Annotated in this window: 25 protein-coding genes; 5 read left to right on the plus strand and 20 right to left on the minus strand. The window is 73.2% G+C overall.

What is annotated here, in order from left to right:
* Entirely contained in the window at positions 1 to 2,295 is a 2,295-nt protein-coding gene (locus tag LL648_RS09755; protein ID WP_232662140.1) for a protein kinase domain-containing protein, read from the plus strand.
* A gap of 78 nt (positions 2,296 to 2,373) precedes the next feature.
* Here the strand turns inward: LL648_RS09755 and LL648_RS09760 are convergent, their stop codons facing one another.
* The 7 genes from LL648_RS09760 to LL648_RS09790 all read right to left on the minus strand — a co-directional run bounded on the left by LL648_RS09760 (position 2,374) and on the right by LL648_RS09790 (position 9,132).
* The gene (locus tag LL648_RS09760) at positions 2,374 to 3,009 is read right to left on the minus strand and encodes a DUF2461 domain-containing protein (protein WP_232662141.1); all 636 of its coding nucleotides are present in this window, start codon (positions 3,007 to 3,009) and stop codon (positions 2,374 to 2,376) included.
* A complete protein-coding gene (lgt, locus tag LL648_RS09765) occupies positions 3,006 to 4,001 on the minus strand; it encodes a prolipoprotein diacylglyceryl transferase (protein ID WP_232662142.1) in 996 nt (331 codons plus the stop codon). Before lgt ends, LL648_RS09760 begins: the two co-directional genes overlap by 4 nt.
* A gap of 94 nt (positions 4,002 to 4,095) precedes the next feature.
* Positions 4,096 to 4,911 (minus strand): tryptophan synthase subunit alpha, encoded by an 816-nt coding sequence (gene trpA, locus LL648_RS09770; protein WP_232662143.1) that lies wholly within the window; start codon positions 4,909 to 4,911, stop codon positions 4,096 to 4,098.
* Positions 4,908 to 6,209 (minus strand): tryptophan synthase subunit beta, encoded by a 1,302-nt coding sequence (gene trpB / locus LL648_RS09775; protein WP_232662144.1) that lies wholly within the window; start codon positions 6,207 to 6,209, stop codon positions 4,908 to 4,910. Before trpB ends, trpA begins: the two co-directional genes overlap by 4 nt.
* Positions 6,206 to 7,030, minus strand: a complete 825-nt coding sequence (trpC, locus tag LL648_RS09780; protein WP_232662145.1) for an indole-3-glycerol phosphate synthase TrpC — start codon at positions 7,028 to 7,030, stop codon at positions 6,206 to 6,208. Before trpC ends, trpB begins: the two co-directional genes overlap by 4 nt.
* An 81-nt stretch (positions 7,031 to 7,111) precedes the next feature.
* Positions 7,112 to 7,576 (minus strand): Trp biosynthesis-associated membrane protein, encoded by a 465-nt coding sequence (locus tag LL648_RS09785; protein WP_232662146.1) that lies wholly within the window; start codon positions 7,574 to 7,576, stop codon positions 7,112 to 7,114.
* On the minus strand, positions 7,573 to 9,132 hold the full coding sequence (locus LL648_RS09790; protein ID WP_374112013.1) for an anthranilate synthase component I: 1,560 nt from the start codon (positions 9,130 to 9,132) through the stop codon (positions 7,573 to 7,575). The genes LL648_RS09785 and LL648_RS09790 overlap by 4 nt, the downstream gene beginning before the upstream one ends.
* Before the next feature lie 85 nt (positions 9,133 to 9,217).
* Here LL648_RS09790 and LL648_RS09795 point away from each other — a divergent pair, with 85 nt between their 5' ends.
* A complete protein-coding gene (locus tag LL648_RS09795) occupies positions 9,218 to 9,826 on the plus strand; it encodes a TetR/AcrR family transcriptional regulator (protein ID WP_232662309.1) in 609 nt (202 codons plus the stop codon).
* Positions 9,827 to 9,905: 79 nt separating this feature from the next.
* Here the strand turns inward: LL648_RS09795 and LL648_RS09800 are convergent, their stop codons facing one another.
* Positions 9,906 to 10,571 carry a response regulator gene (locus tag LL648_RS09800; RefSeq protein ID WP_232662148.1) on the minus strand — a complete coding sequence of 222 codons (666 nt, stop codon included), beginning with the start codon at positions 10,569 to 10,571 and terminating at the stop codon, positions 9,906 to 9,908.
* On the minus strand, positions 10,568 to 11,809 hold the full coding sequence (locus tag LL648_RS09805) for a sensor histidine kinase (RefSeq protein WP_232662149.1): 1,242 nt from the start codon (positions 11,807 to 11,809) through the stop codon (positions 10,568 to 10,570). The genes LL648_RS09800 and LL648_RS09805 overlap by 4 nt, the downstream gene beginning before the upstream one ends.
* 108 nt (positions 11,810 to 11,917) lie before the next feature.
* Between LL648_RS09805 and LL648_RS09810 the strand changes: the two genes are divergently transcribed.
* Positions 11,918 to 12,823, plus strand: a complete 906-nt coding sequence (locus tag LL648_RS09810; protein ID WP_232662150.1) for a hypothetical protein — start codon at positions 11,918 to 11,920, stop codon at positions 12,821 to 12,823.
* Here the strand turns inward: LL648_RS09810 and LL648_RS09815 are convergent.
* The 6 genes from LL648_RS09815 to priA all read right to left on the minus strand — a co-directional run bounded on the left by LL648_RS09815 (position 12,804) and on the right by priA (position 16,496).
* Positions 12,804 to 13,436, minus strand: coding sequence for an NAD(P)-dependent oxidoreductase (locus tag LL648_RS09815; RefSeq protein WP_232662151.1), 633 nt, complete (start codon positions 13,434 to 13,436; stop codon positions 12,804 to 12,806). The two genes, LL648_RS09810 and LL648_RS09815, sit on opposite strands and share 20 nt — an antisense overlap.
* Complete coding sequence (locus LL648_RS09820) at positions 13,433 to 13,981, minus strand: PadR family transcriptional regulator (protein WP_232662152.1); 549 nt, start codon at positions 13,979 to 13,981, stop codon at positions 13,433 to 13,435. Before LL648_RS09820 ends, LL648_RS09815 begins: the two co-directional genes overlap by 4 nt.
* A gap of 131 nt (positions 13,982 to 14,112) precedes the next feature.
* Positions 14,113 to 14,472 (minus strand): phosphoribosyl-AMP cyclohydrolase, encoded by a 360-nt coding sequence (hisI, locus tag LL648_RS09825; protein WP_232662153.1) that lies wholly within the window; start codon positions 14,470 to 14,472, stop codon positions 14,113 to 14,115.
* Positions 14,469 to 15,242 (minus strand): imidazole glycerol phosphate synthase subunit HisF, encoded by a 774-nt coding sequence (hisF, locus tag LL648_RS09830; protein ID WP_232662154.1) that lies wholly within the window; start codon positions 15,240 to 15,242, stop codon positions 14,469 to 14,471. Before hisF ends, hisI begins: the two co-directional genes overlap by 4 nt.
* A 10-nt stretch (positions 15,243 to 15,252) precedes the next feature.
* Positions 15,253 to 15,726 (minus strand): hypothetical protein, encoded by a 474-nt coding sequence (locus LL648_RS09835; RefSeq protein WP_232662155.1) that lies wholly within the window; start codon positions 15,724 to 15,726, stop codon positions 15,253 to 15,255.
* Positions 15,726 to 16,496 carry a bifunctional 1-(5-phosphoribosyl)-5-((5-phosphoribosylamino)methylideneamino)imidazole-4-carboxamide isomerase/phosphoribosylanthranilate isomerase PriA gene (gene priA, locus LL648_RS09840; RefSeq protein WP_232662156.1) on the minus strand — a complete coding sequence of 257 codons (771 nt, stop codon included), beginning with the start codon at positions 16,494 to 16,496 and terminating at the stop codon, positions 15,726 to 15,728. Before priA ends, LL648_RS09835 begins: the two co-directional genes overlap by 1 nt.
* 85 nt (positions 16,497 to 16,581) lie before the next feature.
* Here priA and dapB point away from each other — a divergent pair, with 85 nt between their 5' ends.
* Complete coding sequence (dapB, locus tag LL648_RS09845; RefSeq protein WP_232662157.1) at positions 16,582 to 17,391, plus strand: 4-hydroxy-tetrahydrodipicolinate reductase; 810 nt, start codon at positions 16,582 to 16,584, stop codon at positions 17,389 to 17,391.
* On the opposite strand, the gene LL648_RS09850 is transcribed toward dapB, so the two are convergent.
* Positions 17,377 to 18,537 carry an MFS transporter gene (locus tag LL648_RS09850; RefSeq protein ID WP_232662158.1) on the minus strand — a complete coding sequence of 387 codons (1,161 nt, stop codon included), beginning with the start codon at positions 18,535 to 18,537 and terminating at the stop codon, positions 17,377 to 17,379. The two genes, dapB and LL648_RS09850, sit on opposite strands and share 15 nt — an antisense overlap.
* 65 nt (positions 18,538 to 18,602) lie before the next feature.
* Between LL648_RS09850 and LL648_RS09855 the strand changes: the two genes are divergently transcribed.
* Positions 18,603 to 18,935, plus strand: a complete 333-nt coding sequence (locus LL648_RS09855) for an ArsR/SmtB family transcription factor (RefSeq protein WP_232662159.1) — start codon at positions 18,603 to 18,605, stop codon at positions 18,933 to 18,935.
* 101 nt (positions 18,936 to 19,036) lie between these two features.
* Here the strand turns inward: LL648_RS09855 and LL648_RS09860 are convergent, their stop codons facing one another.
* From LL648_RS09860 to LL648_RS09875, 4 genes are all read right to left on the minus strand, one after another.
* On the minus strand, positions 19,037 to 19,321 hold the full coding sequence (locus tag LL648_RS09860) for a hypothetical protein (RefSeq protein ID WP_232662160.1): 285 nt from the start codon (positions 19,319 to 19,321) through the stop codon (positions 19,037 to 19,039).
* A 22-nt stretch (positions 19,322 to 19,343) separates the two neighbouring features.
* Positions 19,344 to 19,979 (minus strand): imidazole glycerol phosphate synthase subunit HisH, encoded by a 636-nt coding sequence (hisH, locus tag LL648_RS09865; protein ID WP_232662161.1) that lies wholly within the window; start codon positions 19,977 to 19,979, stop codon positions 19,344 to 19,346.
* Between the two features lie 123 nt (positions 19,980 to 20,102).
* Positions 20,103 to 20,702, minus strand: coding sequence for an imidazoleglycerol-phosphate dehydratase HisB (gene hisB, locus LL648_RS09870; protein ID WP_232662162.1), 600 nt, complete (start codon positions 20,700 to 20,702; stop codon positions 20,103 to 20,105).
* Complete coding sequence (locus LL648_RS09875; protein ID WP_232662310.1) at positions 20,699 to 21,820, minus strand: histidinol-phosphate transaminase; 1,122 nt, start codon at positions 21,818 to 21,820, stop codon at positions 20,699 to 20,701. The genes hisB and LL648_RS09875 overlap by 4 nt, the downstream gene beginning before the upstream one ends.
* Positions 21,821 to 21,824 lie beyond the last annotated feature (4 nt).

The following is a 21,824-nucleotide window of genomic DNA, read 5'->3' on the forward strand; positions in this document are numbered from 1 at the left end:
ATGACGAGCAACCAGATCGGGGAGCGGGCGCAGATGGATGCCCAGCAGGTGGACTCACTGCAGGCGGGCGACCCGCGCCACATCGGGCCGTACCAGCTGCTCGGCAGGCTCGGATCCGGCGGGATGGGGCAGGTGTTCGCCGCGACCGGACCGCGCGGACCGGTGGCGGTGAAGGTCGTGCACGCGTGGCTCGCGCACGACGAGCAGTTCCGGGCCCGCTTCGCGGCCGAGGTGAAGGCGAGCCGCAAGGTCGTCGGGCCGTGGACCGCGGCGGTGCTCGACGCCGACCCGGAGGCGGACGTCCCGTGGTTGGCCACCGAGTACGTGCAGGGCGTCCCGCTCGACGACGCCGTGCGGGGGGCCGGCCCGCTCCCGCCCGCGGCGGTGCACTACCTCGCCTCGAACCTGGCCCGCGCGCTCGCCACGATCCACGCCGCCGGTCTGGTGCACCGCGACGTCAAGCCGGCCAACGTGCTGCTGGCCGCCGACCGGCCGCGGCTGATCGACTTCGGCATCTCGCGGGCGCTCGACGGCACCCGCATGACCGGCACGGGCGCCACCATCGGCACCCCGGCCTACATGTCGCCGGAGCAGGCGGAGGGCCGCCGGATCGGCACGTCGTCCGACCTGTTCTCGCTGGGGTCGGTGCTGGTCACAGCCGCGACGGGACGCGGCCCGTTCGGCTCGGGCACGCCGCTCTCGATGATCAGGAAGGTGCTCTACGCGACCCCGGAGCTCGGTGATCTCGCCGAACCGGTGCGCAAGCTCGTCGCGGCGTGCTTCGCGCGCAACCCCGATGCCCGCCCGACAGCGGCACAGCTCGCGGACGCGCTGGAGCCACTCCCGTCGTCACTGGCGGGCGGCTGGATGCCGGGCGGGATCGCCGCGCTGCTGCCGCCGCCGCTCCCGCGCGAGCCGATGATCAGCGCTGCCGCGGCGGCCGAGCCGCCGCCAGTGCCGGGGCCGGTCTCCGGGCCGTTCTCCGGGCCGGTCTCCGGACCGTTCTCTGGGCCGGTCTCTGGGCCGCAGTTCGCGACGGGGCCCAGCGGGCCGTCGTCGGGCGGGTGGGCGCCGCCGGTCGACGCGCAACCCAAGACCTCGCGGCGCAGGTTCCTGATCGGGGCCGGCGCGATCGGGGCGGTTGCGGTGGGTGCGGGTGCCGGGTTCGGCATCCCGGCGCTGACGTCGAGCACGACGACGGCTCCCACCGACGGGCCCGGACCGGCGGCGCTGCCGTCGGGCCAGCCGAGGGAGCTGTGGACGGTCACCCCGGGCGGCAAGGTGCAGGCGCTCGCGGCCGACGCCGGCGCCGTCTACGTCAGCAGCGACGACGCCAGCATCTACGCGCTCGACCCCGCGACCGGCCGGCCGAAGTGGACCTACGCCGTGCGGCAGTCGCTGCGCGATCCGGTGCAGTTCGCGGACGGCGGGGCCGTGCTGGTCAGCGACAGCTACATCACGACCGCCGTCGATGCCGCCACCGGCGCGTTGCGCTGGGAGAACGAGAAGGTGTGGATGCTGGGCAGCGGCGGCGACCTCGTCGTCGGCAAGGCCACCACGGCGGGGTCGTACGACAACTACGACGTGATCGGGCTCGACCCGGCGACCGGGCAGGAGCGGTGGCGGTCCCCCGTCGGCAAGCAGTCCGGCATCGGCATCAACGACGCCGTCGTGAGCGGCGGCAAGGTGCACGTCAAGCTGGAGGGGTCGCTGCTCACCCTCGACGCCGCGAACGGGTCGCGCGGGTGGGAGCACCAGCTGACCAAGGCGACCGTCGGGCTCGGCGCGGAGGCGTACGACATCACCGTCGTCGACACGACGCTCTTCTACGTCACGACGGAGACCGGGAAGTTCACGGTGGTCGCGATCGACACGGTGACCGGCCAGGAGCGGTGGCGGCGCACCGCGGACGGCAGCTACAACCCCGGCACGCTCACCGTCGAGGGCGGCTCGGTGATCGGCGGCGGTTACAACTCGCTCGTCGCGCTCGACATGGCCAGCGGCGAGCAGCGCTGGCAGAAGGGCGGCATCGGCGACCTCGACTTCCCGATCAGCGGGACGTTCATCGCGGGTGCCGCCGGCACGATCTACCGGGCCGGGGAGACGGGCGGGATCGGCACGCCGGCCCGGTACTTCGCCTACGCCTACGCGGCCGACACCGGCGAGGAGCGCTGGAAGCTCCGGCTGGAGAACACCGAGAAGTACGGCAGGCAGCCGACCACCGCGGTGCCCGGCACGTTCTACATGGCGACGGGGACCGACAACACGATGCTCCGCGCGGTCACCCACGTGTAGCCCGAACTTCCCCACCGTTTTGCCAACCTGCACGCCTTTCAGGGTGTGCAGGTTGGCAAAACGGTGGGCAACTTTCGGCTAGCGGCGTGGTTGGTCGCTCGCGCCCACGTGGTCGGAGAGCCACTCCGTCAGCGGGCGCAGGGCGCGCCAGGTACTCACGACGCGGTCGAGCGCGCCGCGCTCGTGCAGGGTGTCGTCCGGCGGCCACGTGCGGGTGCCGTAGAGCGACTTGTGCCGCAGCCGCTCGATCCGCGGGTGCTCGGGGTCGAAGCCGCGGGGGCGGGTCTTGAGCGTCTCGCCCGCGATCGTGATGCCCTCGGCCTCGACGGCGGCGATGCGCTTCTCGAGGTCCTCGCCGCGGCGGTCGTCGGCCACGGCCGTGCGGAAGCGCGCGACCTGGTCCGACGCCATCCAGTACGCGCCGGCGGCGACCATCAGGCCGTCCGAGCCGACCTGCACGTAGAAGTGGCCGCTGATGGCGCCGCAGTGCGTCTTGTACGGGGTCTTGTCGGCGGAGAAGCGCATGTCGCGGTACGGCCGGAAGATCTTCGCGCGGCCGAACTCGGGTTCGAGCTCGGCCAGCAGCGCCGTCATCGGCGCTTTGACGTCGGTCTCGTAGACCTCGCGCTGGTCGGTCCAGTACGCCTTCGAGTTGTCGGCCTCCAGCCCGTCGTAGAACTCGACGGCACCGTCGCCGAAGCCGGTGAACGTCACGGCGACCGCTCCGCGTCGGGCTCGGGCTCGGCCGACTTCCCCGCGAGCGACGGCTCGGGCTCACCCTTGCTCAGATCGACAGAGCTGGGGTCGGCATCGGCGTCGGCACTGTCGTCGGCCTCGGGCGGCGGCGCAAGCTCCTCACGGGGCTTGCGGACGATCACCATGTAGAGCACGGCCCCGACGAACACGACCGCGGAGACCACGACGTTGACGCGCAGGTCGCCGAACACCCTGGTGGCGAAGTCGGTGCGCATCTGCTCGATCCAGAAGCGGCCGAGGGTGTACCCGGCGACGTACAGCGCGAAGGCGCGGCCGTGCCCGAGCCGGAAGCGGCGGTCGGCGAAGACGACGACGGCCGCGACGAGCAGGTTCCACAGCAGCTCGTACAGGAACGTCGGGTGCACGATCTCGATCGCCGTGTGGTCGATCGCGACGCCGCCGAGCGGGTCGGCGATGCCGGTCGACGGGTCGACCCTGCGGTAGATCTCCAGGCCCCACGGGACGGTCGTCGGGGCGCCGTACAGCTCCTGGTTGAACCAGTTGCCGAGCCGCCCGATGGCCTGCGCGACGACGATCCCGGGCGCCACGGCGTCGGCGAAGAACGGCAGCGGGATGTTGCGCCGACGGCACCCGATCCACGCCCCGACAGCGCCGAGCGCGACCGCGCCCCAGATCCCGAGCCCGCCCTGCCAGATGTAGAGCGCGCTGATCGGGTTGCCGCCCGGCCCGAAGTACGTCTGCCAGTCTGTGATCACGTGGTAGAGCCGGCCACCGACCAGCCCGAACGGCACCGCCCACACCGCGATGTCGGTGACGGCGCCGGCCGGCCCGCCGCGGGCCACGATCCGCCGCTCGCCCCAGACGACGGCGACGATGATGCCCGCGATGATGCAGAGCGCGTACGCCCTGATCGGGACGGGACCCAGGTACCAGACCCCGCGGTCGGGACTCGGGAGGTAGGCCAGCACGGTGGCGGCGGCAGTGCTCACCCAGCCACGGTATCGCCCCGAACTTCCCCACCGTTTTGGGCACTTGCGCGCCGTTTCGGCGCGCATCCACCCAAAACGGTGGGGAAGTTGGGGGTCAGGTGTGTGCGGGGGCGGGGCGGGTGGCCCGCCGGACGCCCTCGGCGAGGTCCGCGGCCAGCGCGCGGACGGCGTCGGGGCCGCCCTGCTCCGCGGCCGTGACGAACGCCGAGCCGACGATCACGGCGTCGGCGAAGCCCGCGACCTCGGCCGCCTGCTCCGCCGACCGCACCCCGAGCCCGACGCCGATCGGCAGCGACGTCAGCGGCCGGCACCGGGCGACCAGCTCCGGCGCGGCCGACGCCACGCTGTCGCGGGCCCCGGTGACGCCCATGAGCGAGGTCGCGTAGACGAACCCGCTGCTGGCCGCCGTGGTCGAGGCCAGGCGGGCCGTCGTCGACGAGGGCGCAACCAGGAAGATCCGGGACAGGTCGTGCTCCGTGGAGGCGGCGATCCACTCGCCGGCCTCCTCCGGGATCAGGTCGGGCGTGATCATGCCCAACCCGCCGGCCGTGGCGAGGTCGCGCGCGAACGCGTCGACGCCGTAGCTCATGATCGGGTTGAAGTAGGTCATGACGACGGCCGAGCCGCCGGCAGCGGTGACCCGCTCGACGACCGAGAGCACGTCACGCAACCGGACCCCGGCGTCCAACGCCGTTTGCGCGGCCGCCTGGATCGTCGGGCCGTCCATCACGGGGTCGGAGTACGGGATGCCAACCTCGAGCAGGTCGCACCCGCCCTCGACCAGCGCATTGATCAGCTCGACGGAGCCGTCGACCGTCGGGTAGCCGGCGGGGAGGTAGCCGACGAGCGCGGCGCGACCTTCGGCACGGCACTTCGCAAAGACCCCGTCAACACTCAAGTCAACGCTCATGCCGGGGCCCCTTCAGTGAGCGACGCTTCGGCTATGGCCGTGCCGCTCGCGTCCTCCGCACTCTCGTTCTCGGCGATCATGCCGAACCACTTGGCGGCGGTGTCGACGTCCTTGTCGCCGCGGCCGGAGAGGTTCACCAGCACAACGCCCTCCGGGCCGAGCTCGCGGCCCAGCCGCAGCGCGCCGGCGACGGCGTGCGCCGACTCGATCGCCGGGATGATCCCCTCGGTGCGCGAGAGCAGCGCGAACGCCTGCATCGCCTCGGCATCGGTGACCGGCGAGTACTCGGCCCGCCCGATGTCCTTGAGCAGCGCGTGCTCGGGCCCGACGCCCGGATAGTCGAGGCCCGCGGAGATCGAGTGCGACTCGACCGTCTGCCCGTCCTCGTCCTGCAGCAGGTACGACATCGCACCGTGCAGCGCGCCTGGCGTGCCCTCGGAGAGGGTGGCGCCGTGGCGGCCGGTCTCGACGCCGTCGCCACCGGGCTCGAAGCCGACGAGCCGGACGCCCGGGTCGTCGATGAACGCGTGGAAGATCCCGATCGCGTTGGACCCGCCGCCGACGCAGGCCGCGATCGCGTCGGGCAGCCGCCCGACCCGTTCCAGCACCTGCTCGCGGGCCTCCAGCCCGATCACGCGGTGGAAGTCGCGCACCATCATCGGGAACGGGTGCGGCCCCGCGACCGTGCCGAGCAGGTAGTGCGTCTCGGCGACGTTGGTGACCCAGTCGCGCAGGGCCTCGTTGATCGCGTCCTTCAGCGTGCGCGAGCCGGTCTTCACCGGGATCACGGTGGCGCCCAGCAGGCGCATCCGCGCGACGTTGAGCGCCTGCCGCTCGGTGTCGACCTCGCCCATGTAGACGACGCACTCCAGGCCGAGCAGCGCGCACGCGGTCGCGGTGGCCACGCCGTGCTGGCCCGCACCGGTCTCGGCGATCACCCGCGTCTTGCCCATGCGCTTGGTGAGCAGTGCCTGCCCCAGCACGTTGTTGATCTTGTGGGAGCCGGTGTGGTTGAGGTCTTCGCGCTTCAGCAGGATCCGCGCGCCGCCCGCGTGCTCACCGAGCTTCGGGGCGTCGGTCAACGGGGAGGGCCGCCCGGAGTAGTCGCGGTGCAGCCGGTCGAGCTCGTCGAGGAAGTCGCGGTCGGTGCGCGCCTTCTCGTACGCCGTCTCCAGCTCGTCGAGCGCCGCGATCAGCGCCTCGGGGACGTACCGCCCGCCGTACTTCCCGAAGTGCCCACGTTCATCCGGCTCGTGCCCTGACGGCTCCGAGATGCCGTCACTCGCCTTGCTTGTCAACGCACCATCCTCGAACACGACGGGTGGAAGCCCGCAGCCACCAGGCTGCGCACCGCAGCCTGCGGGTCGCCGCTGGTGACCAGACCCTCGCCGGTCAGCACCGCGTCGGCGCCCCATCCGGCGTAGGTGAGCAGGTCGCCCGGCCCACGCACACCCGACTCCGCGACGCGCATCACGTCGCTCGGCAGCCCGGGCGCGATCCGGCCGAAGATCGACCGGTCGACCTCGAGGGTGTGCAGGTTGCGGGCGTTGACACCGATGACCTTGGCCCCCGCCTCCAGCGCGCGGTCGGCCTCCTCCTCGGTGTGCACCTCCACCAACGCCGTCATGCCGAGAGACTCCACCCTGTCGAGCAGGGCGTCGAGCACGTTTTGCTCCAGCGCCGCCACGATCAGCAGCACGAGGTCGGCGCCGAACGCGCGGGCCTCGTGCACCTGGTACGGGCTCACCACGAAGTCCTTGCGCAGAACCGGCACGTCGACGACGGACCGCACCGCGGCGAGGTCGGCGAGCGAACCGCCGAACCGGCGCTGCTCGGTGAGCACGCTGATCACGCGCGCGCCACCCTCCGCGTAGGACGCCGCCAGCTCCGCGGGATCCGGGATCGTCGCCAGGTCGCCCTTCGACGGGCTGCGCCGCTTGACCTCCGCGATCACTCCGACACCAGGTGCCAGCAGTGCCGCCATCACGTCGCGCGGTGGCGGCGCCGCGGCTGCCCTCCGCTTGATTTCGGCGAAGTCGACGACGGCCTCGCGGGCGGCGAGATCCGCCCTGACTCCGTCCACGATGGAATCGAGGACACTGCCCCCGCTGCGCTCCATGCGGTGGTCCTCCTCTACCGATGTTGCCGGGCCGTTATGGATTGATGCTAGAGGGGACCACCTGGGCGGCTGCCGCCAGGCTCACCGCGGGTCACCGGTGGGGCCTGCCGTGGGGTCGCGCCCCGCGTCGAGGTCCTGCCACGCAGCACGGTCCGGATCCCGCTGCGCCGCCTGCGAGCCAGCGGCCGAGTAGCGGGCCCCGAACCGGGCCAGCGCCGCCTCGCGCAGCATCACGAACGTGCCGGTCACCACCAGGAGCGCCCCTCCCCCGACCGCGAGCCACGGCCCGGGCGCGGCGCCGGCCCCGGCCACCCCGACCCCGGCGGCGAGCACCCCGACCAGCCCGAGCAGGACGCCCAGCCCGCGCCGCACGACCCCGCTCGCCGCCACCACCCCGGCGACGCCGGCCAGCGCGAGCAGCGCGGGCCCGGTCAGCCCGCTCCCGTTGGCCCCCGCCGGCCACGCGGCGGCGGAGGCCCCCCACAGCACGCCCGCGGATGCGGCGAGCCCCGCGCAGGCCGCGACGAGCAGCCGGCCCGGCGTCACGACGTCGAGCGCGCGGACCGCGGCTCGGCGAGCGTGCCCGCCGTTGCGACGGCCGAGAGGACCGCTCGTGCCTTGTTGAGGCACTCCGTGTCCTCCGCGACGGGGTCGGAGTCGGCCACGATGCCGCCGCCTGCCTGCACGTAAGCGATGCCGTCGCGCACCAGCGCGGTCCGGATCGCGATCGCGGTGTCGGCGTCGCCGGCGAAGTCGAGGTAGCCGACGATCCCGCCGTAGAGGCCGCGCCGGGTCGGCTCGAGCTCCTCGATGATCTCCATCGCGCGCGGCTTCGGGGCGCCGGACAGGGTGCCGGCGGGGAAGCATGCCGCCACGGCGTCGAACGCGTTGCGGTCGCGCCGCAGCACCCCCGTGACCGTCGAGACCAGGTGCATGACGTGGCTGTAGCGCTCCACGGAGAAGAAGCTGCGCACCTTCACGCTGCCCGGCTCGCACACCCGGCCCAGGTCGTTGCGGCCGAGGTCGACGAGCATGACGTGCTCGGCCCGCTCCTTCTCGTCGGTGCGCAGGTCCTTCTCCAGCAGGAGGTCCTCCTCCTCGGTGGCGCCACGCCACCGCGTGCCGGCGATGGGGTGCGTGGTCGCGACGCCGTCGCGCACGGTCACCAGGGCCTCGGGGCTCGAACCCACGATGTCGAACCGCTCGCCGGCCGCCGAGGCCAGCCGCAGCAGGTACATGTACGGGCTCGGGTTGGTCGCACGCAGCACCCGGTAGACGTCGAGCGGGTCGGACGAGCACTCGGTCTCGAACCGCTGCGAGACCACCACCTGGAACGCCTCGCCCGCCCTGATCTGCTCCTTCGCCACCTCGACGGCAGCGTGGTGCTCGGCCGGGCTGCGGCGGCGGACGAACCGCGGCTCGGCCGGCCGGTACACCGCCACCGTCGAGGGCGCCGGCGCGGCCAGCTCGGCCGTCATCCGGTCGAGCCGCTCCACGGCGTGGTCGTAGGCCTCGTCGACCCGCTCGTCGCTCGCGTCCCAGTTGATCGCGTTGGCGATCAGCGTGATCGTGCCTTCGTGGTGGTCGAGCGCCGCGAGGTCGGTGGCCAGCAGCATCACCAGCTCGGGGATCCGCAGGTCGTCGACGGCGTGCTCGGGCAGCCGCTCCAGCCGCCGCACTACGTCGTAGGAGAGGTAGCCGACCATCCCGCCGGTGAGCGGCGGCAAACCCGGCAGCGGCTCGCTGCGCAGCTCCTCGACGACCGTGCGCAGCGCGGCCATCGGGTCGCCGCCCACCGGGAGCCCGACCGGCACGTCACCCGTCCACACGACCTCGCCGTCGACCGCCGTGAGCGACGCCGCGCTGCGGGCGCCCACGAACGACCATCGCGACCAGGACCGCCCGTTCTCCGCCGATTCGAACAGGAACGTGCCGGGCCGGTCACCGGCCAGCTTGCGGTAGACCCCGACGGGGGTCTCGTCGTCGGCGAGCAGCCGTCGCGTCACCGGGATCACCCGGTGCTCGACGGCCAGCGCGCGGAACTCCTCGCGGCTGGGGGTGACCTCACCGAGCACCCCGGAAGGGGTCGCGGAAACGGTCATGGGCGCCATTGTCGCAGCCGGTGTCACCGGGGTTCCGGTGGGCGCGGTGGCCCTCGGGGGCAACTGCCTGGAAGATGGGGCGGTGGTGGCAACCTCTACTGGAGACTCCAAGGGCCGCAGGCGCGGCCGGCGCCCCGGTGGCTCCGACACGCGCGCCCAGCTGCTGGAGGCCGCCCGCATCGAGTTCGCGTCGCGCGGTTTCGAGGGCGCGACCGTCCGCATGATCGCCGATCGGGCCGGCGTCGACCCCGCGATGGTCAACCACTGGTTCGGCGGCAAGGACGCCCTGTTCACGGCAGCGCTCGACCTGCCCGTCGACCCGGCCGCGCTGCTGACGAGCGTGCTGCCGGGCGATCCCGAGAAGCTCGGCGAGCGGATCGTCGCCACGTTCCTCAAGGTGTGGGACGCCACCGGCGGCGGGCCGCTCGCCGCGATCATCCAGAGCGTCGCCAGCCACGAAGAGGCCGCCAGGATGATGCGCGAGTTCATCACGGTCGTGCTGGTCGGACGGGTCGTGAGCGCCGTCGCGCCCGACCGCCCCCAGCTGCGCGCGGCGCTGTGCGGGTCGCAGCTGTTCGGCATGGGGATGGTGCGCTACGTGCTCAAGCTCGAGCCGCTCGCCTCGGCCGACCACGCCACCCTCGTCGCCGCCATCGCCCCCAACCTGCAGCGCTACCTGACCGGCGACCTGTAATCAAACTTCCCCACCGTTTTGCCAACCTGCACGGCTTTTCGGGTGTGCAGGTTGGCAAAACGGTGGGGAACTTCTACGGCTAGTCGGGCGGGCGGCGGGGGTCGATGAAGCCCGACTCGTACGCCGCGACGACGGCCTGGGTGCGGTCGCGCGCGCCGAGCTTCGCGAGCACGTTGCCGACGTGGGTCTTGACGGTCTCGACGCCGACCACCAGCTCGCGCGCGATCTCCGCGTTGGACAGCCCTCGGGCGACCAGGCGCAGCACCTCGCCCTCTCGCTCGGTGAGCCCCGCGCTGCGCAGGCCGTCGCCGCGGGCCTGGCCCTGCGTCGCGATGAGGTCGCGCACCGCGGCGGGGAAGAGCAGCGACTCGCCACGGGCGACCGTCCGCACCGCTTGCACGATCTCGGCGGGCCGGGCCCGCTTCAGCAGGAACCCGGTCGCGCCCGCCTGCAGCGCGTCGTAGACGTACCCGTCGTTGCCGAAGGTCGTGAGGACGAGCACGCGCGGCGGCTCGGTCATCGTCTCGACGAGGTGGCGGGTGGCGGCGATCCCGTCGACCGCCGGCATCCGGACGTCCATCAGGACGACGTCGGGCCGGTGGCGCCGCACGAGCCCCGGCACCTCGGCGCCGTCCGAGGCCTCTCCCAGCACCTCGAGGTCCGGTTCGGCGGCGAGTATCGCCCGCAGCCCGGCCCGTACCAGCTCCTCGTCGTCGACCAGCAACAGCCCGATCACGGGCGTCATGGTGCCAGTGGGAGGCGGGCGCGCACGCGCCACACGCCAGCGTCGGGCCCGGCGGTGAGATCCCCGCGCAGCATCCCGACACGTTCGCGCATGCCGGCGAGCCCGCGCCCGCCGCCCTGACCTGCTGGATGATCTCCGAGCGGGTTCGTCAGCTCGAGCTCGACGGCGTCGGCGGCCACCGCAACCCGCACCACGACGGGCACCGGGCCGGCGTGTCGCAGCGCGTTCGTCAGCCCTTCCTGGACGATCCGGTACGCCTCGCGCGACACCGCCGACGGCACCGCCTCGGCGGTCCCGAGCAGCTCGGCATCCACCTGGACGCCTGCCGATCGGGTGCCGGTGAGCAGCGCGTCGAGGTCGGCGAGGTCCGGCTGCGGCGCGCGGGACGCCCGGTCCGGCTCGCCTTCGCGCAGCAGGCCGAGCACGTGGTCGAGCTCCGCGAGCGCGGTGCGGCCGGCCTCGGCGATGGCCTCCAGCGCCCGCGCGACGAACTCGGGATCGCTCTCCAGCACCCGCGCGGCCGCCCCGGCCTGCAGGGTCGTGATGGTGAGCGCATGCCCCACCGAGTCGTGCAGCTCCCTGGCCAGCCGGTTGCGCTCCGCCAGCGTCCGCTCGGACTGCCGCGCGGCCTCCAGCTCGGCGGCCAGCTGCTCAGTGCGGGTCGGGCCGATCATCCGCGGGGCGAGCCAGGCAAGCCCGGCGCCCGAGGCCGAGACGACGTGCAGCAGGGCGACCGGGATCAGCACGCCCACGATCGTGAGCCACGCCGCACCCCAGCCCGTCGGGAACGGCGGCAGCTCCTGGACCGGCGCGATCAGGAACCCGATCGAGAACGGCACCGCGATGAGCGTCAGCAGCGCGATCACCCCGCCGGCGACGCAGTTGACCGCGAGCCAGCCCGCTGCACGCAGCCGGGCCGGCCACGCGTCGATGGTGGCGTGGTCCGGTTCGGGGATCGTGATGCCCAGCAGGGCCCGCGCGGCAGTCAGCTCCAACGTCCGGACGCCGGGAACCAGCGCCACCCCGATCGCCGCGGGCGTCGCCAGGACGAGCAGCAGGACGAAGGCAAGCGGGTCGAGCCCACCGGTCGTGAACGACGTGACGAACAGCCAACCGAGTGCCAGGTACGGCAGGAGCAGCACGGCGCCCAGCAGGAGGTGCACGTAGCGGCGGTACGTCAGGCCGGCGCGCAACGGCGTGGCCGCCCAGCCGATCGCGCGCCGAACCCGGTCTTCCACGTGTCGATCGTCGCAGATCAGCGGGCCGCCGCCCTCCCCTGCAAGAGGGAGCGCGGATCGTGCCGCAGCGGGAGGTCGGCGCTCCTGGCAGCGCGCAAGGTGTGCTCCATGACCACGCACACGGAGACCGGACCGGCCGGCCTGGAACGCGCGCTCGGCTGGGCCGCCGCCGCCGGCACCGTCCCGTACCTGGCGCTCAAGGGCATCTGGCTGTTCGGCGGGCACGCCGGCGTCGCCGACCCCGCGCTGCTCGCCGACCCGTCGGTCCTCGTGCTCAACGTCGTGACAGCCGTGATGGACCTGCTGGTCATCGTGCTCGCCTTGGCACTTGTGTACCCGTGGGGCCGTCGGCTGCCGGCATGGACGTTGCTGCTGCCCGTCTGGGTCGGCACCGGCTTCCTCGCACCGATGGCGATCGCGGTGGTGCCGGGGCTGCTGCTCGAAGCGTCCGAAGCGCCGCCGGCGACGATGCCGCAGCTGGAGTCGTGGGTGCAGCCCATGGTCTACAGCGGATTCGCGTGGCAGGGCGTCTTCCTGATCGCGGCGTTCGTCCTGCACGCGCGGCGCCGGTGGGATGCGGCGGTACGGGTGCCGGGAGCGCCGTCCGGGCCGCTCGGGCAGGTGCTGGCGGTGGTTGCCGTCGGGGGGATGGCGACCGCCGCCGTCAGCGCGCTGCTGCGCCTCGTGGACGGCGTGGCGAGCGGGACGGCGTCGGGTGCGTTCATCGGCGCGGTGCACGCCGGGCTGGGCGTGGCCGCGATCGCCGGCATGATCGCGCTGGTCAAGGGCCGCGCCGAGCGCAGGTGGCTCGCGGTGGGCGGCGTCTTCGCCGGCAGCGCCGCGCCGTTCTCGTGGGGGCTCTGGGCGGCTGTGACGATGATGGGCACCACCGTGTTCGACGGCACGAACGCACTTGCGGGGATGGCCGGGCTGAGCGGGCTGCTCGGTGGTTTCGCGCTCGCCGTCGCCGGGCTGCTCGCCCTCGTCACCCCGCTCAGCGAGCGACGATCATGACCTTGCCGTGCAGCGCGCGGTCCTCGACCGCGTCCAGCATGGCGGCCGCGAGATCCGCTCGCCGGATGTCCGCGGCGCCGCGCAGCGGCCCGTCGACGGAGCTGCGGTACGTGCCGGTGGCCGGGCCGTCGAGCAGCCGCGGCGGCCGGATGACCGTCCAGTCGACGTCGTCGGCGGCGCGCAGGTCGGCCTCCATCCGGCGCAGGTCGTCGTAGCCGCCGCCGAACAGCAGGTGCAGCAACCGGTGTACGACCCACCGTTCGAGGAAGGTCTTCTCCTCCGGCCGCGACGCGGGGACGGCGCTCAGCACGACCAGCCGGCGTACCCCGACCTCCGCCATGGCGGCCCGGACGTTCCGGATGCCGCGCGAGTAGATCTCGGTCGGCGCTCGCCCGCTGCGCGCGCCGAGCGCCGACAGCACGGCGTCGGCGCCGTCGAAGACACCCTGCAGCGAGGCGGGATCGAGCACGTCCCCCTTCCGGACGTCGACGCCGGGCTCCGCGACGGCCTCCGGCCGCCTGGCGAGCGCGGTGACGTCGTGACCTGCAGCCACCGCCTGCCGGAGGACCTGCTCCCCCGTCCCTCCGGTCGGTCCGAGCACAACGATCTTCATCCGGATCCCCCCATCAACTTCGGCAGCTCCTCCAGCAACGCGTCGTGCCACGCCAGCTCGGCGCGCAGCCGGTGGAGGCCGTGCTGGATCGCCATCGGCTCCAGCCCGCGCAGGTACGGGCCGGACGTGCGGAACTCCTGCTCCAGGATCGCCAACCGCGCCGCGACGACCTGCCGGCGAGCGCCGATGGCTCCCGCCAGGTGCTCCTCGTCGAGGTCGTGGGTGTACTGCAGCGCGAGGTCGACGGGGTCCGGCAGCAGCTTGACCTCCCGCAACGCAGCGTCGCGCAACGTCTTGAGCTCCAGCAGGCCCTGCTCGGTGATGCCGTAGACGGTGCGCTCGGGCGGGTTGCCCTCCCGCTCGGTGCGCACGACCTCGACGAGCCCCTCCCGCTCCATCCGGTGCAGCACGCCGTAGAGCGAGCCGGGCTTGATGTCGGTCCACAGCTCGGTGCGGTCGATCTGCGCCTCACGCCGGATCTGGTAGCCGTGCACGGGACCGAGACGAGCCAGCGCGCTCAGCGCGAAGAGGCGAGCGCTGCTCATGGCCATAGTCAAACACGACTACGAAACGCTAGTCAAACACGACTATGCAGCCCAAACTTCACCACCGTTTTGCCTACTTGCAGACCCCGGAGGGTGTGCAGCTTGGCAAAACGATGGGGAAGTTCGGGCGGTTAGGCCTCGAGCAGGACGTCCGCGTCGAAGCAGGTGCGGGTGCCGGTGTGGCAGGCGGGGCCGGTCTGGTCGACGACCACCAGCACGGCGTCGCCGTCGCAGTCGAGCCGGACCTCGTGGACCTGCTGGGTGTTGCCGGAGCTCTCGCCCTTCACCCAGTACTCCTCGCGCGAGCGCGACCAGTACGTCGCCCGGCCCGTCGTGAGCGTGCGGTGCAGCGCCTCGTCGTCCATCCACGCGACCATCAGCACCTCGCCGGTGCCGCGCTGCTGCGCGATCGCGCAGACCAGCCCGTCGGGGGTGCGCTTGAGCCGCGCCGCGATCTCGGGATCCAGCTGCGACACGTCGACCCTGCTCATCGAACCTCCACCCCCGCCGCACGCATGCTCGTCTTGACGTCGCCGATCCGGAAGTGCCCGAAGTGGAAGACGGTCGCGGCGAGCACGGCGTCAGCGCCCGCGCGCACGGCCGGCACGAAGTCCTCCACCTTGCCGGCGCCGCCGCTCGCGATCACCGGGACGTCGACGGCGGCGCGCACGGCCTCGATCATCTTCAGGTCGAACCCGGCGCGGGTGCCGTCGGCGTCCATCGAGTTGAGCAGGATCTCGCCGATCCCGAGCTCCTGGCCGCGCGCGGCCCACTCGACGGCGTCGATCGCGGTGCCCTTGCGCCCTCCGTGGGTGGTGACCTCCCAGCCCGACGGCGTCGGCTTGCCACCCTCCGGGACGGTGCGGGCGTCGACGGAGAGCACGATGCACTGGGCGCCGAACCGGCGGCTGGCCTCGTGCAGCAGCTCGGGGCGCATGATCGCGGCGGTGTTGATGCCGACCTTGTCCGCGCCGGCGCGCAGGAGCGTGTCGATGTCGTCGCACGAGCGGATGCCACCGCCGACCGTCAGCGGGATGAACACCTGCTCCGCAGTGCGGCGCACGACGTCGAGCATCGTGCCGCGCTCCCCCGACGACGCCGTGACGTCGAGGAACGTCAGCTCGTCGGCGCCTTCCGCGTCGTAGACGGCGGCCATCTCGACGGGGTCGCCCGCATCGCGCAGGTCCTCGAAGTTGATGCCCTTGACGACTCGGCCGTCGTCGACGTCGAGGCAAGGGATCACGCGGACTGCTACGGGCACGGCTTCGAGCTTACGACCCCGCGACGCACGTCTTCGCCGCGGCCACGGCGGCGGCGTCGCCCGCGAACGTCGACATGACGACGGCAGGGCCGACGGTCTCGGCGCTGCCGCCGGTGCCGCTGACGAACGCCCCGGCGCCCGACCGGAACCCATCGGCGTCGGCCTTGCTCGGGAACGCGATGACGGTGATGCGGTTGATCCTCTTCGGCAGGTCGGGGCGGGCGACGTCGACCGCGACGGCGGCAGTGCCGCCGGGCGGGGTGTCGATCTCGGCGACCTCGGCGCCCGGCACGCCGCCGCGCAGACAGCTCACCAGAGTGGCGGTGTCCGGCACCCCGCCCGGCGCCGCGGCGGCAGGCGACGTCGCCGGGGAAGCGGAAGCCGCAGGCTCGGCCGTAGCCGGCAGCGTCACGGGCATGGCGGTCGAGCACCCGGCCAGCACGAGCGCCCCGGCCGTGACGAGCACCGCGGCGGCAGCGCGCATCAACCGGCTGCTCGGCCGGCCGCCGCGTCGACGGCCCGGACGGCGGCGAGCGCGTCGGGCAGCGTGAACCGCCCGGCGTAGAGCGCCTTGCCGACGATCGAACCCTCGATGTTGACCCCGCCCGCCGCGACCTCGGCGAGCGTCACGAGGTCGCTGACCTCGGCGATCCCGCCGGACGCGATGACCGGCGCCGTCGTGGCCTCGGCGACCGCGCGGAGCATGTCGATGTTCGGCCCGCGCAGGGTGCCGTCCTTGCTCACGTCGGTGACGACGTAGCGGGAGCAGCCGTCGCGGTCGAGCCGTTCGAGGGTCTCCCACAGGTCGCCGCCGTCGGTGGTCCAGCCGCGCGCGGCGAGCCGGTGCTCGCCCTCGACGATCCGCACGTCCAGCCCGACGGCGACACGCTCGCCGTGCGCCGCGATCGCCCGCGCGCACCACTCCGGGTCCTCCAGCGCCGCGGTGCCGATGTTGACCCGCGCACAGCCGGTCGACAGGGCGCGCTCCAGCGACGCGTCGTCCCTGATGCCACCGGAGAGCTCGACGGCGACGTCGACCTTGCGGACGACCTCCGCGAGCAGCTCGGCGTTGGAGCCGCGGCCGAACGCGGCGTCGAGGTCGACGAGGTGGATCCACTCGGCGCCGTCGCGCTGCCACGCGAGTGCGGCGTCGAGCGGCTCGCCGTAGCCGGTCTCGGTGCCGGCCTCCCCTTGGACCAGTCGGACGGCCTGGCCGTCGGCGACGTCGACAGCAGGCAGCAGCGTGAAGCTCACGCTGTGCAGCGTACCCATCCGATGAGGACACCCGTCCGTGACGGTGCATGATCGGAGCGGGGCCCCCGATCGCAAGGAGAACGCCGTGACCGTGTCGGTTTGTGTTGCCGGTGCCACGGGATGGACCGGACGAGCTGTTGCCGAGGCCGTGCTCGCGGCCGACGACCTGCGGCTGCGCTCCGCGGTGAGCCGCAGCACCGCGGGCAGCGACCTCGGTGTCGCGTGGGACGAGGAGCCGGTCGGCGTCACCGTGCACGCCGGGGTCGCGGAGGCCCTCGACGGTGCAAGCGGTGGTGTCGACGTGCTGGTCGACTACACGTCCCACGCCGCGGTCCGCGCGAACACGCTCGCCGCGATCGAGCGCGGGGTGGCCGTCGTGATCGGGTCGTCGGGGCTGAGCGCCGACGACTTCGCCGAGATCGACGCAGCGGCGCGGGCCGCGGGGGTCGGGGTCGTCGCTGCCGGCAACTTCTCGCTCACCGCAGCGATGGCGCAGGCCGCGGCCCGGCTCGTCGCGCCGCACCTGCCCGGCTGGGAGATCATCGACTACGCGTCCGCAGGCAAGCCCGACGCCCCGAGCGGGACGTCGCGGGAGCTCGCCGAGCAGCTGGCCGCCGTCGCGACACCACGGGCCGAGGTGCCGGTGGCCGACGTCGCGGGACACCCGGAGGCGCGCGGCGCGACGATCGCGGGCACGCAGGTGCACTCGGTGCGGCTGCCGAGCTTCGTCGTCTCGACGGAGGTGGTGTTCGGGCTGCCGGACGAGCGCCTGGTGATCAGGCACGACGCGGGCAGCACCGCGGCGCCCTACGTCGCAGGCACCCTGCTGGCGATCCGGCGGGTCGGCGAGCGGGTCGGTGTCACCCGCGGGCTGGACACGCTACTGCTGGGCTGACGCCACCGGCGCCGCTCCGGACAGCCGCGATCCGGCGAGGACGAACCCGAGCGCGACGACCATCACCGCCGCCCCCGGCAGACCCAGCTGCGCCGGTGTGAGCCACGTCTGCGCGATCCCGCCGAGCGCACCGCCCAGCGCGATGCCCGCGTACACCGCGGACGAGTTCAGCCCGAGCAGGATCGGCGTCGCCTCCGGCGCACGGGTGACGAGCCGGTGCTGCTGCGCGACCGTCGGGAAGCCGGTGGCGACACCCCAGAGCGCACCCCAGGCCAGCGCGGCCGGCAGGCTCGCCACGACCAGCGGGCTCACCGCCAGCAGGACAACGGCGGCCGCGATGCTCCAGGCCAGCACCGTGGTCGCGTCGAACCGGTCGGTCAGCCGGCCGACCAGGGTGTTGCCGGCGACCGCGCCGAGCCCCCAGAGCAGCAGCACGATCGTCAGCAGCGCCGCCGAGCCGCCCGTGGCGCCTTCGAGCGCGACGCCGATGTAGGTGTAGAGGATGTAGGTGCCGGCCATGGCCGCCACGGTCGGCGCGAGCGTCACCAGCACCCACGGTCGCACCAGGTAGGCGACGCGGTCGCGGAGCGACGGGACCGGCAGCGAGAGCGCGGGCAGCCGCACCGCGATGCCGATCGCGGCCACCACACCGACACCGGCGACCACCCACATCGTGATCCGCCAGTCGGCGCCGCCGATGAGCGTGCCGATCGGCAGCCCCAGCGCGGACGCGCTGACCAGGCCACCCATCACCGTCGCGAGCGCGCGGCCGCGACGCTCCGGCGGCACCATCGCCGCCCCGGCGCTCGACGCCGTCGAGGTGATGATGCCGGCACCGGCGGCCGTCAGGATGCGGGAGGTCAGCGCGATCTCGTAGGTGGGGGCGAGGGCGGTGGCCACGTTGCCGATCACGAAGACGGTGAGCGCGGCGAGCAGCGCCTTGCGCCGGTCGAGCGCGGCCGTCGCCGCACCCAGGACGGGAGCCGCGGCGGCGAACGTCAAGGCGAACGCCGTGACCAGCTGGCCCGCGGCGGCGACACCGACGTCGAGGTCGGCCGCGATGGCTGGCAGCAGGCCGGCGATGACGAACCCGTCGGTGCCGACGGCGAACGTCGCCAGGGCGAGGGGGAACAGCCGCAGGAACACAAGGGCAAGCTAGCGGACAGATTGATATCCGTCCAACCATCAAACCCCGGCTGTAGGATGCCTCCATGCGTGAACCGTGGGAGCCGGCGACGGCCGACATCGAGCTTCCGCAGGTGATGCATGCGCTCGCCGATCCGGCCCGACTGGAGATCGTCGCCCGGCTCGCCTCCCTCGACGGTGAGAGCTGCTCAGGTACCTGCGCGGGAATCGACCTGCACAAGTCGACGCTCTCGCACCACTACCGGGTGCTGCGCGAGGCCGGCGTCACGCACACGACGATCGAGGGCCGCTCCCGGCGCGTCCGGCTGCGGCGCGACGACCTCGCCGCCCGCTTCCCCGGCCTGCTCGACGCCGTGCTCGCCGCCGTCGGGCCGGTGCTCGCCGACGCCGGAAGCTGAGCCCCGCGGGCCCGGGAGTGCCAGGAAAGCCACTTTCCTGGCACCACAGGACAGGAAAGCCACTTTCCTGGCACCCCATCGGGGCGGCACTGGCCGGTGGTTCAGGCTGCGACGGGCGGGTCGGCGGCCGGCTTCTCCGGCGGGTGCAGCAACGCCGTGGTGCGGCGCGACGACCACAGCGCGCCGACGCCGAGCCCGACGACGATGATCAGCAGCCAGCCCCACCACGGCAAGCCGCCCAGCAGGACCGCCAGCAACGCGGCGAGCGCCGTGCCGACCGCGGTGCCCAGCGTGCTCGCGACCGACGGCGGCCGCCTGCGCCTCGCGGGCTTGCGGCGCGCGCCGGCGCGCGGGTAGGGCTCGTCGCGCTGCCGCTTGCGGGCCATGACGATCCTCGCTCCTGCCGGCTCAGCCGACGACGTCACGCAGCCAGTTCCGCAGCACCGCGGCACCGGCGTCGCCGGACTTCTCCGGGTGGAACTGCGTGGCCGCGAGCGGCCCGTTCTCGACGGCCGCGACGAAGTCCTCGCCGTGGTGCGACCACGTGACCAGCGGCGGGCGCAGCACCTCTGACTCCTCCATCTCCCAGCGGCGCACACCGAAGGAGTGGACGAAGTAGAACCGCTCGTCTGCGTCGATGCCGGAGAACAGCGCCGAGCCGGCCGGGACGCGCACTGTGTTCCAGCCCATGTGCGGCAGGACGTCGGCCTTCAGCCGCTCGACCATGCCAGGCCACTGCGCACAACCCTCGGTGCGCTCGCCCCACTCGACGCCCAGGTCGAACAGCACCTGCATGCCGACGCAGATGCCCAGCACGGGACGGCCACCGGCGAGGCGCCGCTCGATGATCCGCGGGCCACCCACGCCCCGCAGACCGCGCATGCACGCGGCGAACGCGCCGACACCCGGGACGACCAGGCCGTCGGCATCGAGCGCCAGCTGCGGATCGGCGGTGACGGTGACATCAGCACCGACCCGTCGCAGCGCGCGCTCGGCCGAACGCAGGTTGCCCGACCCGTAGTCGAGCACGACGATCCGTGACACCCGTCAAGGATAGCCCGGGGCCGCACGCCCTTTCCCGACACGCTCCGTAGCAGACGCGGAAGGCCAGGCGGCCGGGTCAAGAGTGCGTGCGTCGCGCGTGCGCCCGGCGGGGCGGTCACCCCGTCAGAGCGTGCCCTTGGTCGAGGCGATGCCGGTGATGCGGGAGTCGGGCTCGACAGCCGCGCGCAGGGCCCGGGCGATGGCCTTGAACTGCGCCTCGGTGATGTGGTGCGGGTCGCGGCCTTCGAGCACCCGCACGTGCAGCGCGAGGTGGCCGTGGAAGGCGAGCGACTCGAAGACGTGCCGGTTGAGCACCGTCGGGTAGTGCCCGCCGACGACGAACCCGGCCATGCTCTCCGGCTCGCCGGTGTGCACGGTGTAGGGCCGCCCGGACACGTCGACGACGGCTTGCGCGAGCGCTTCGTCCATCGGGATCCAGGCGTCGCCGAAGCGGCGGATCCCGGCCTTGTCGCCCAGCGCCTGCCGGATCGCCTGCCCGAGCACGATCGCGACGTCCTCGACGGTGTGGTGCACGTCGATGTGCACGTCGCCGGAGGCCCGGACGGTGAGGTCGAAGGCGCCGTGCTTGCCCAGCGCCTCCAGCATGTGGTCGTAGAAGGGGACGCCGGTGCTGATCTCGGTGCGACCCGTGCCGTCGAGATCGATCTCGACGAGGACCTTGGTCTCCTTCGTGGCCCGTTCCACGCGGCCGATCCGACTCACCGGGTGACCTCCTCTGCGAAGACGTTCGCTGCGACCTGCAGGAACGCGTCGTTCTCCTCAGGGGTCCCCATCGTGACGCGCAGCCGCGCCTCGATGCCGACGTCCCTGATCAGCACCCCGCGGTCGAGGAACGAGCGCCACGCCCTCGGGGCGTCCGCGAACCGACCGAAGAGCACGAAGTTCGAGTCGCTCGGGACCACGTCGTAGCCGATCGCGGCCAGCTCGTCCACGACCCGCCCGCGCTCGGCGCGCAGCAGCGCGACGGAGCCGAGGGTCGCGGCGGCGTGGCGCAACGCGGCACGCGCTGCGGCCTGCGTGAGCGACGAGAGGTGGTACGGCAGCCTGACCAGCTGCAACGCGTCGACGACGGCAGGTGCGGCAGCGAGGTAGCCCAGGCGCCCGCCGGCGAAGGCGAAGGCCTTGCTCATCGTGCGGCTGACGATCAGCTTGTGCGCGTGCGTGCCGAGCAGCGTGATCGCGCTGGGCAGGTCGGAGAACTCGGCGTACGCCTCGTCGACCACCACGATGCCGGGTGCCGCGTCGACGAGCTGCGCGAGCTCGTTCGGCGCCAGCGACTGACCGGTCGGGTTGTTCGGGCTGGTCAGGAACGCGATGTCGGGCGCGCGGTCGCGCAGGAGCGTCGCTGCAGTGGCGACGTCGACGGAGAAGTCGGCGCGGCGGGGCGCCGGCAGCCACTCCGTGCGGGTGCCGGCGGCGATGATCGGGTGCATCGAGTACGACGGTTCGAACCCGACCGCGGTGCGCCCGGGCCCACCGAAGGCCTGCAGGATCTGCTGCAGCACCTCGTTGGAGCCGTTGGCCGCCCAGACGTTCGCGGTTGCGAGCTGCACGCCGGTGACGCGGGTCAGGTACGCGGCGAGGTCGGTGCGCAGCGCGACGGCGTCGCGGTCCGGGTAGCGGTGCAGCTGCCCCGCCACCTCCTGCGCGGCCGCCGCCACGTCGGCGACGAGCTCCGGCGGCGGGGGGTACGGGTTCTCGTTGGTGTTGAGGCGGACGGCGACCTCCAGCTGCGGCGCGCCGTACGGGCGGCGGCCGCGCAGGTCGTCGCGCAGCGGCAGCGCGTCGAGCGTGATCTCCGCACCAACCGTCTGGGCCAGCGCC

The organism is Pseudonocardia sp. TRM90224, assembly GCF_021245725.1.
Taxonomy (GTDB): Bacteria; Actinomycetota; Actinomycetes; order Mycobacteriales; family Pseudonocardiaceae; genus Pseudonocardia.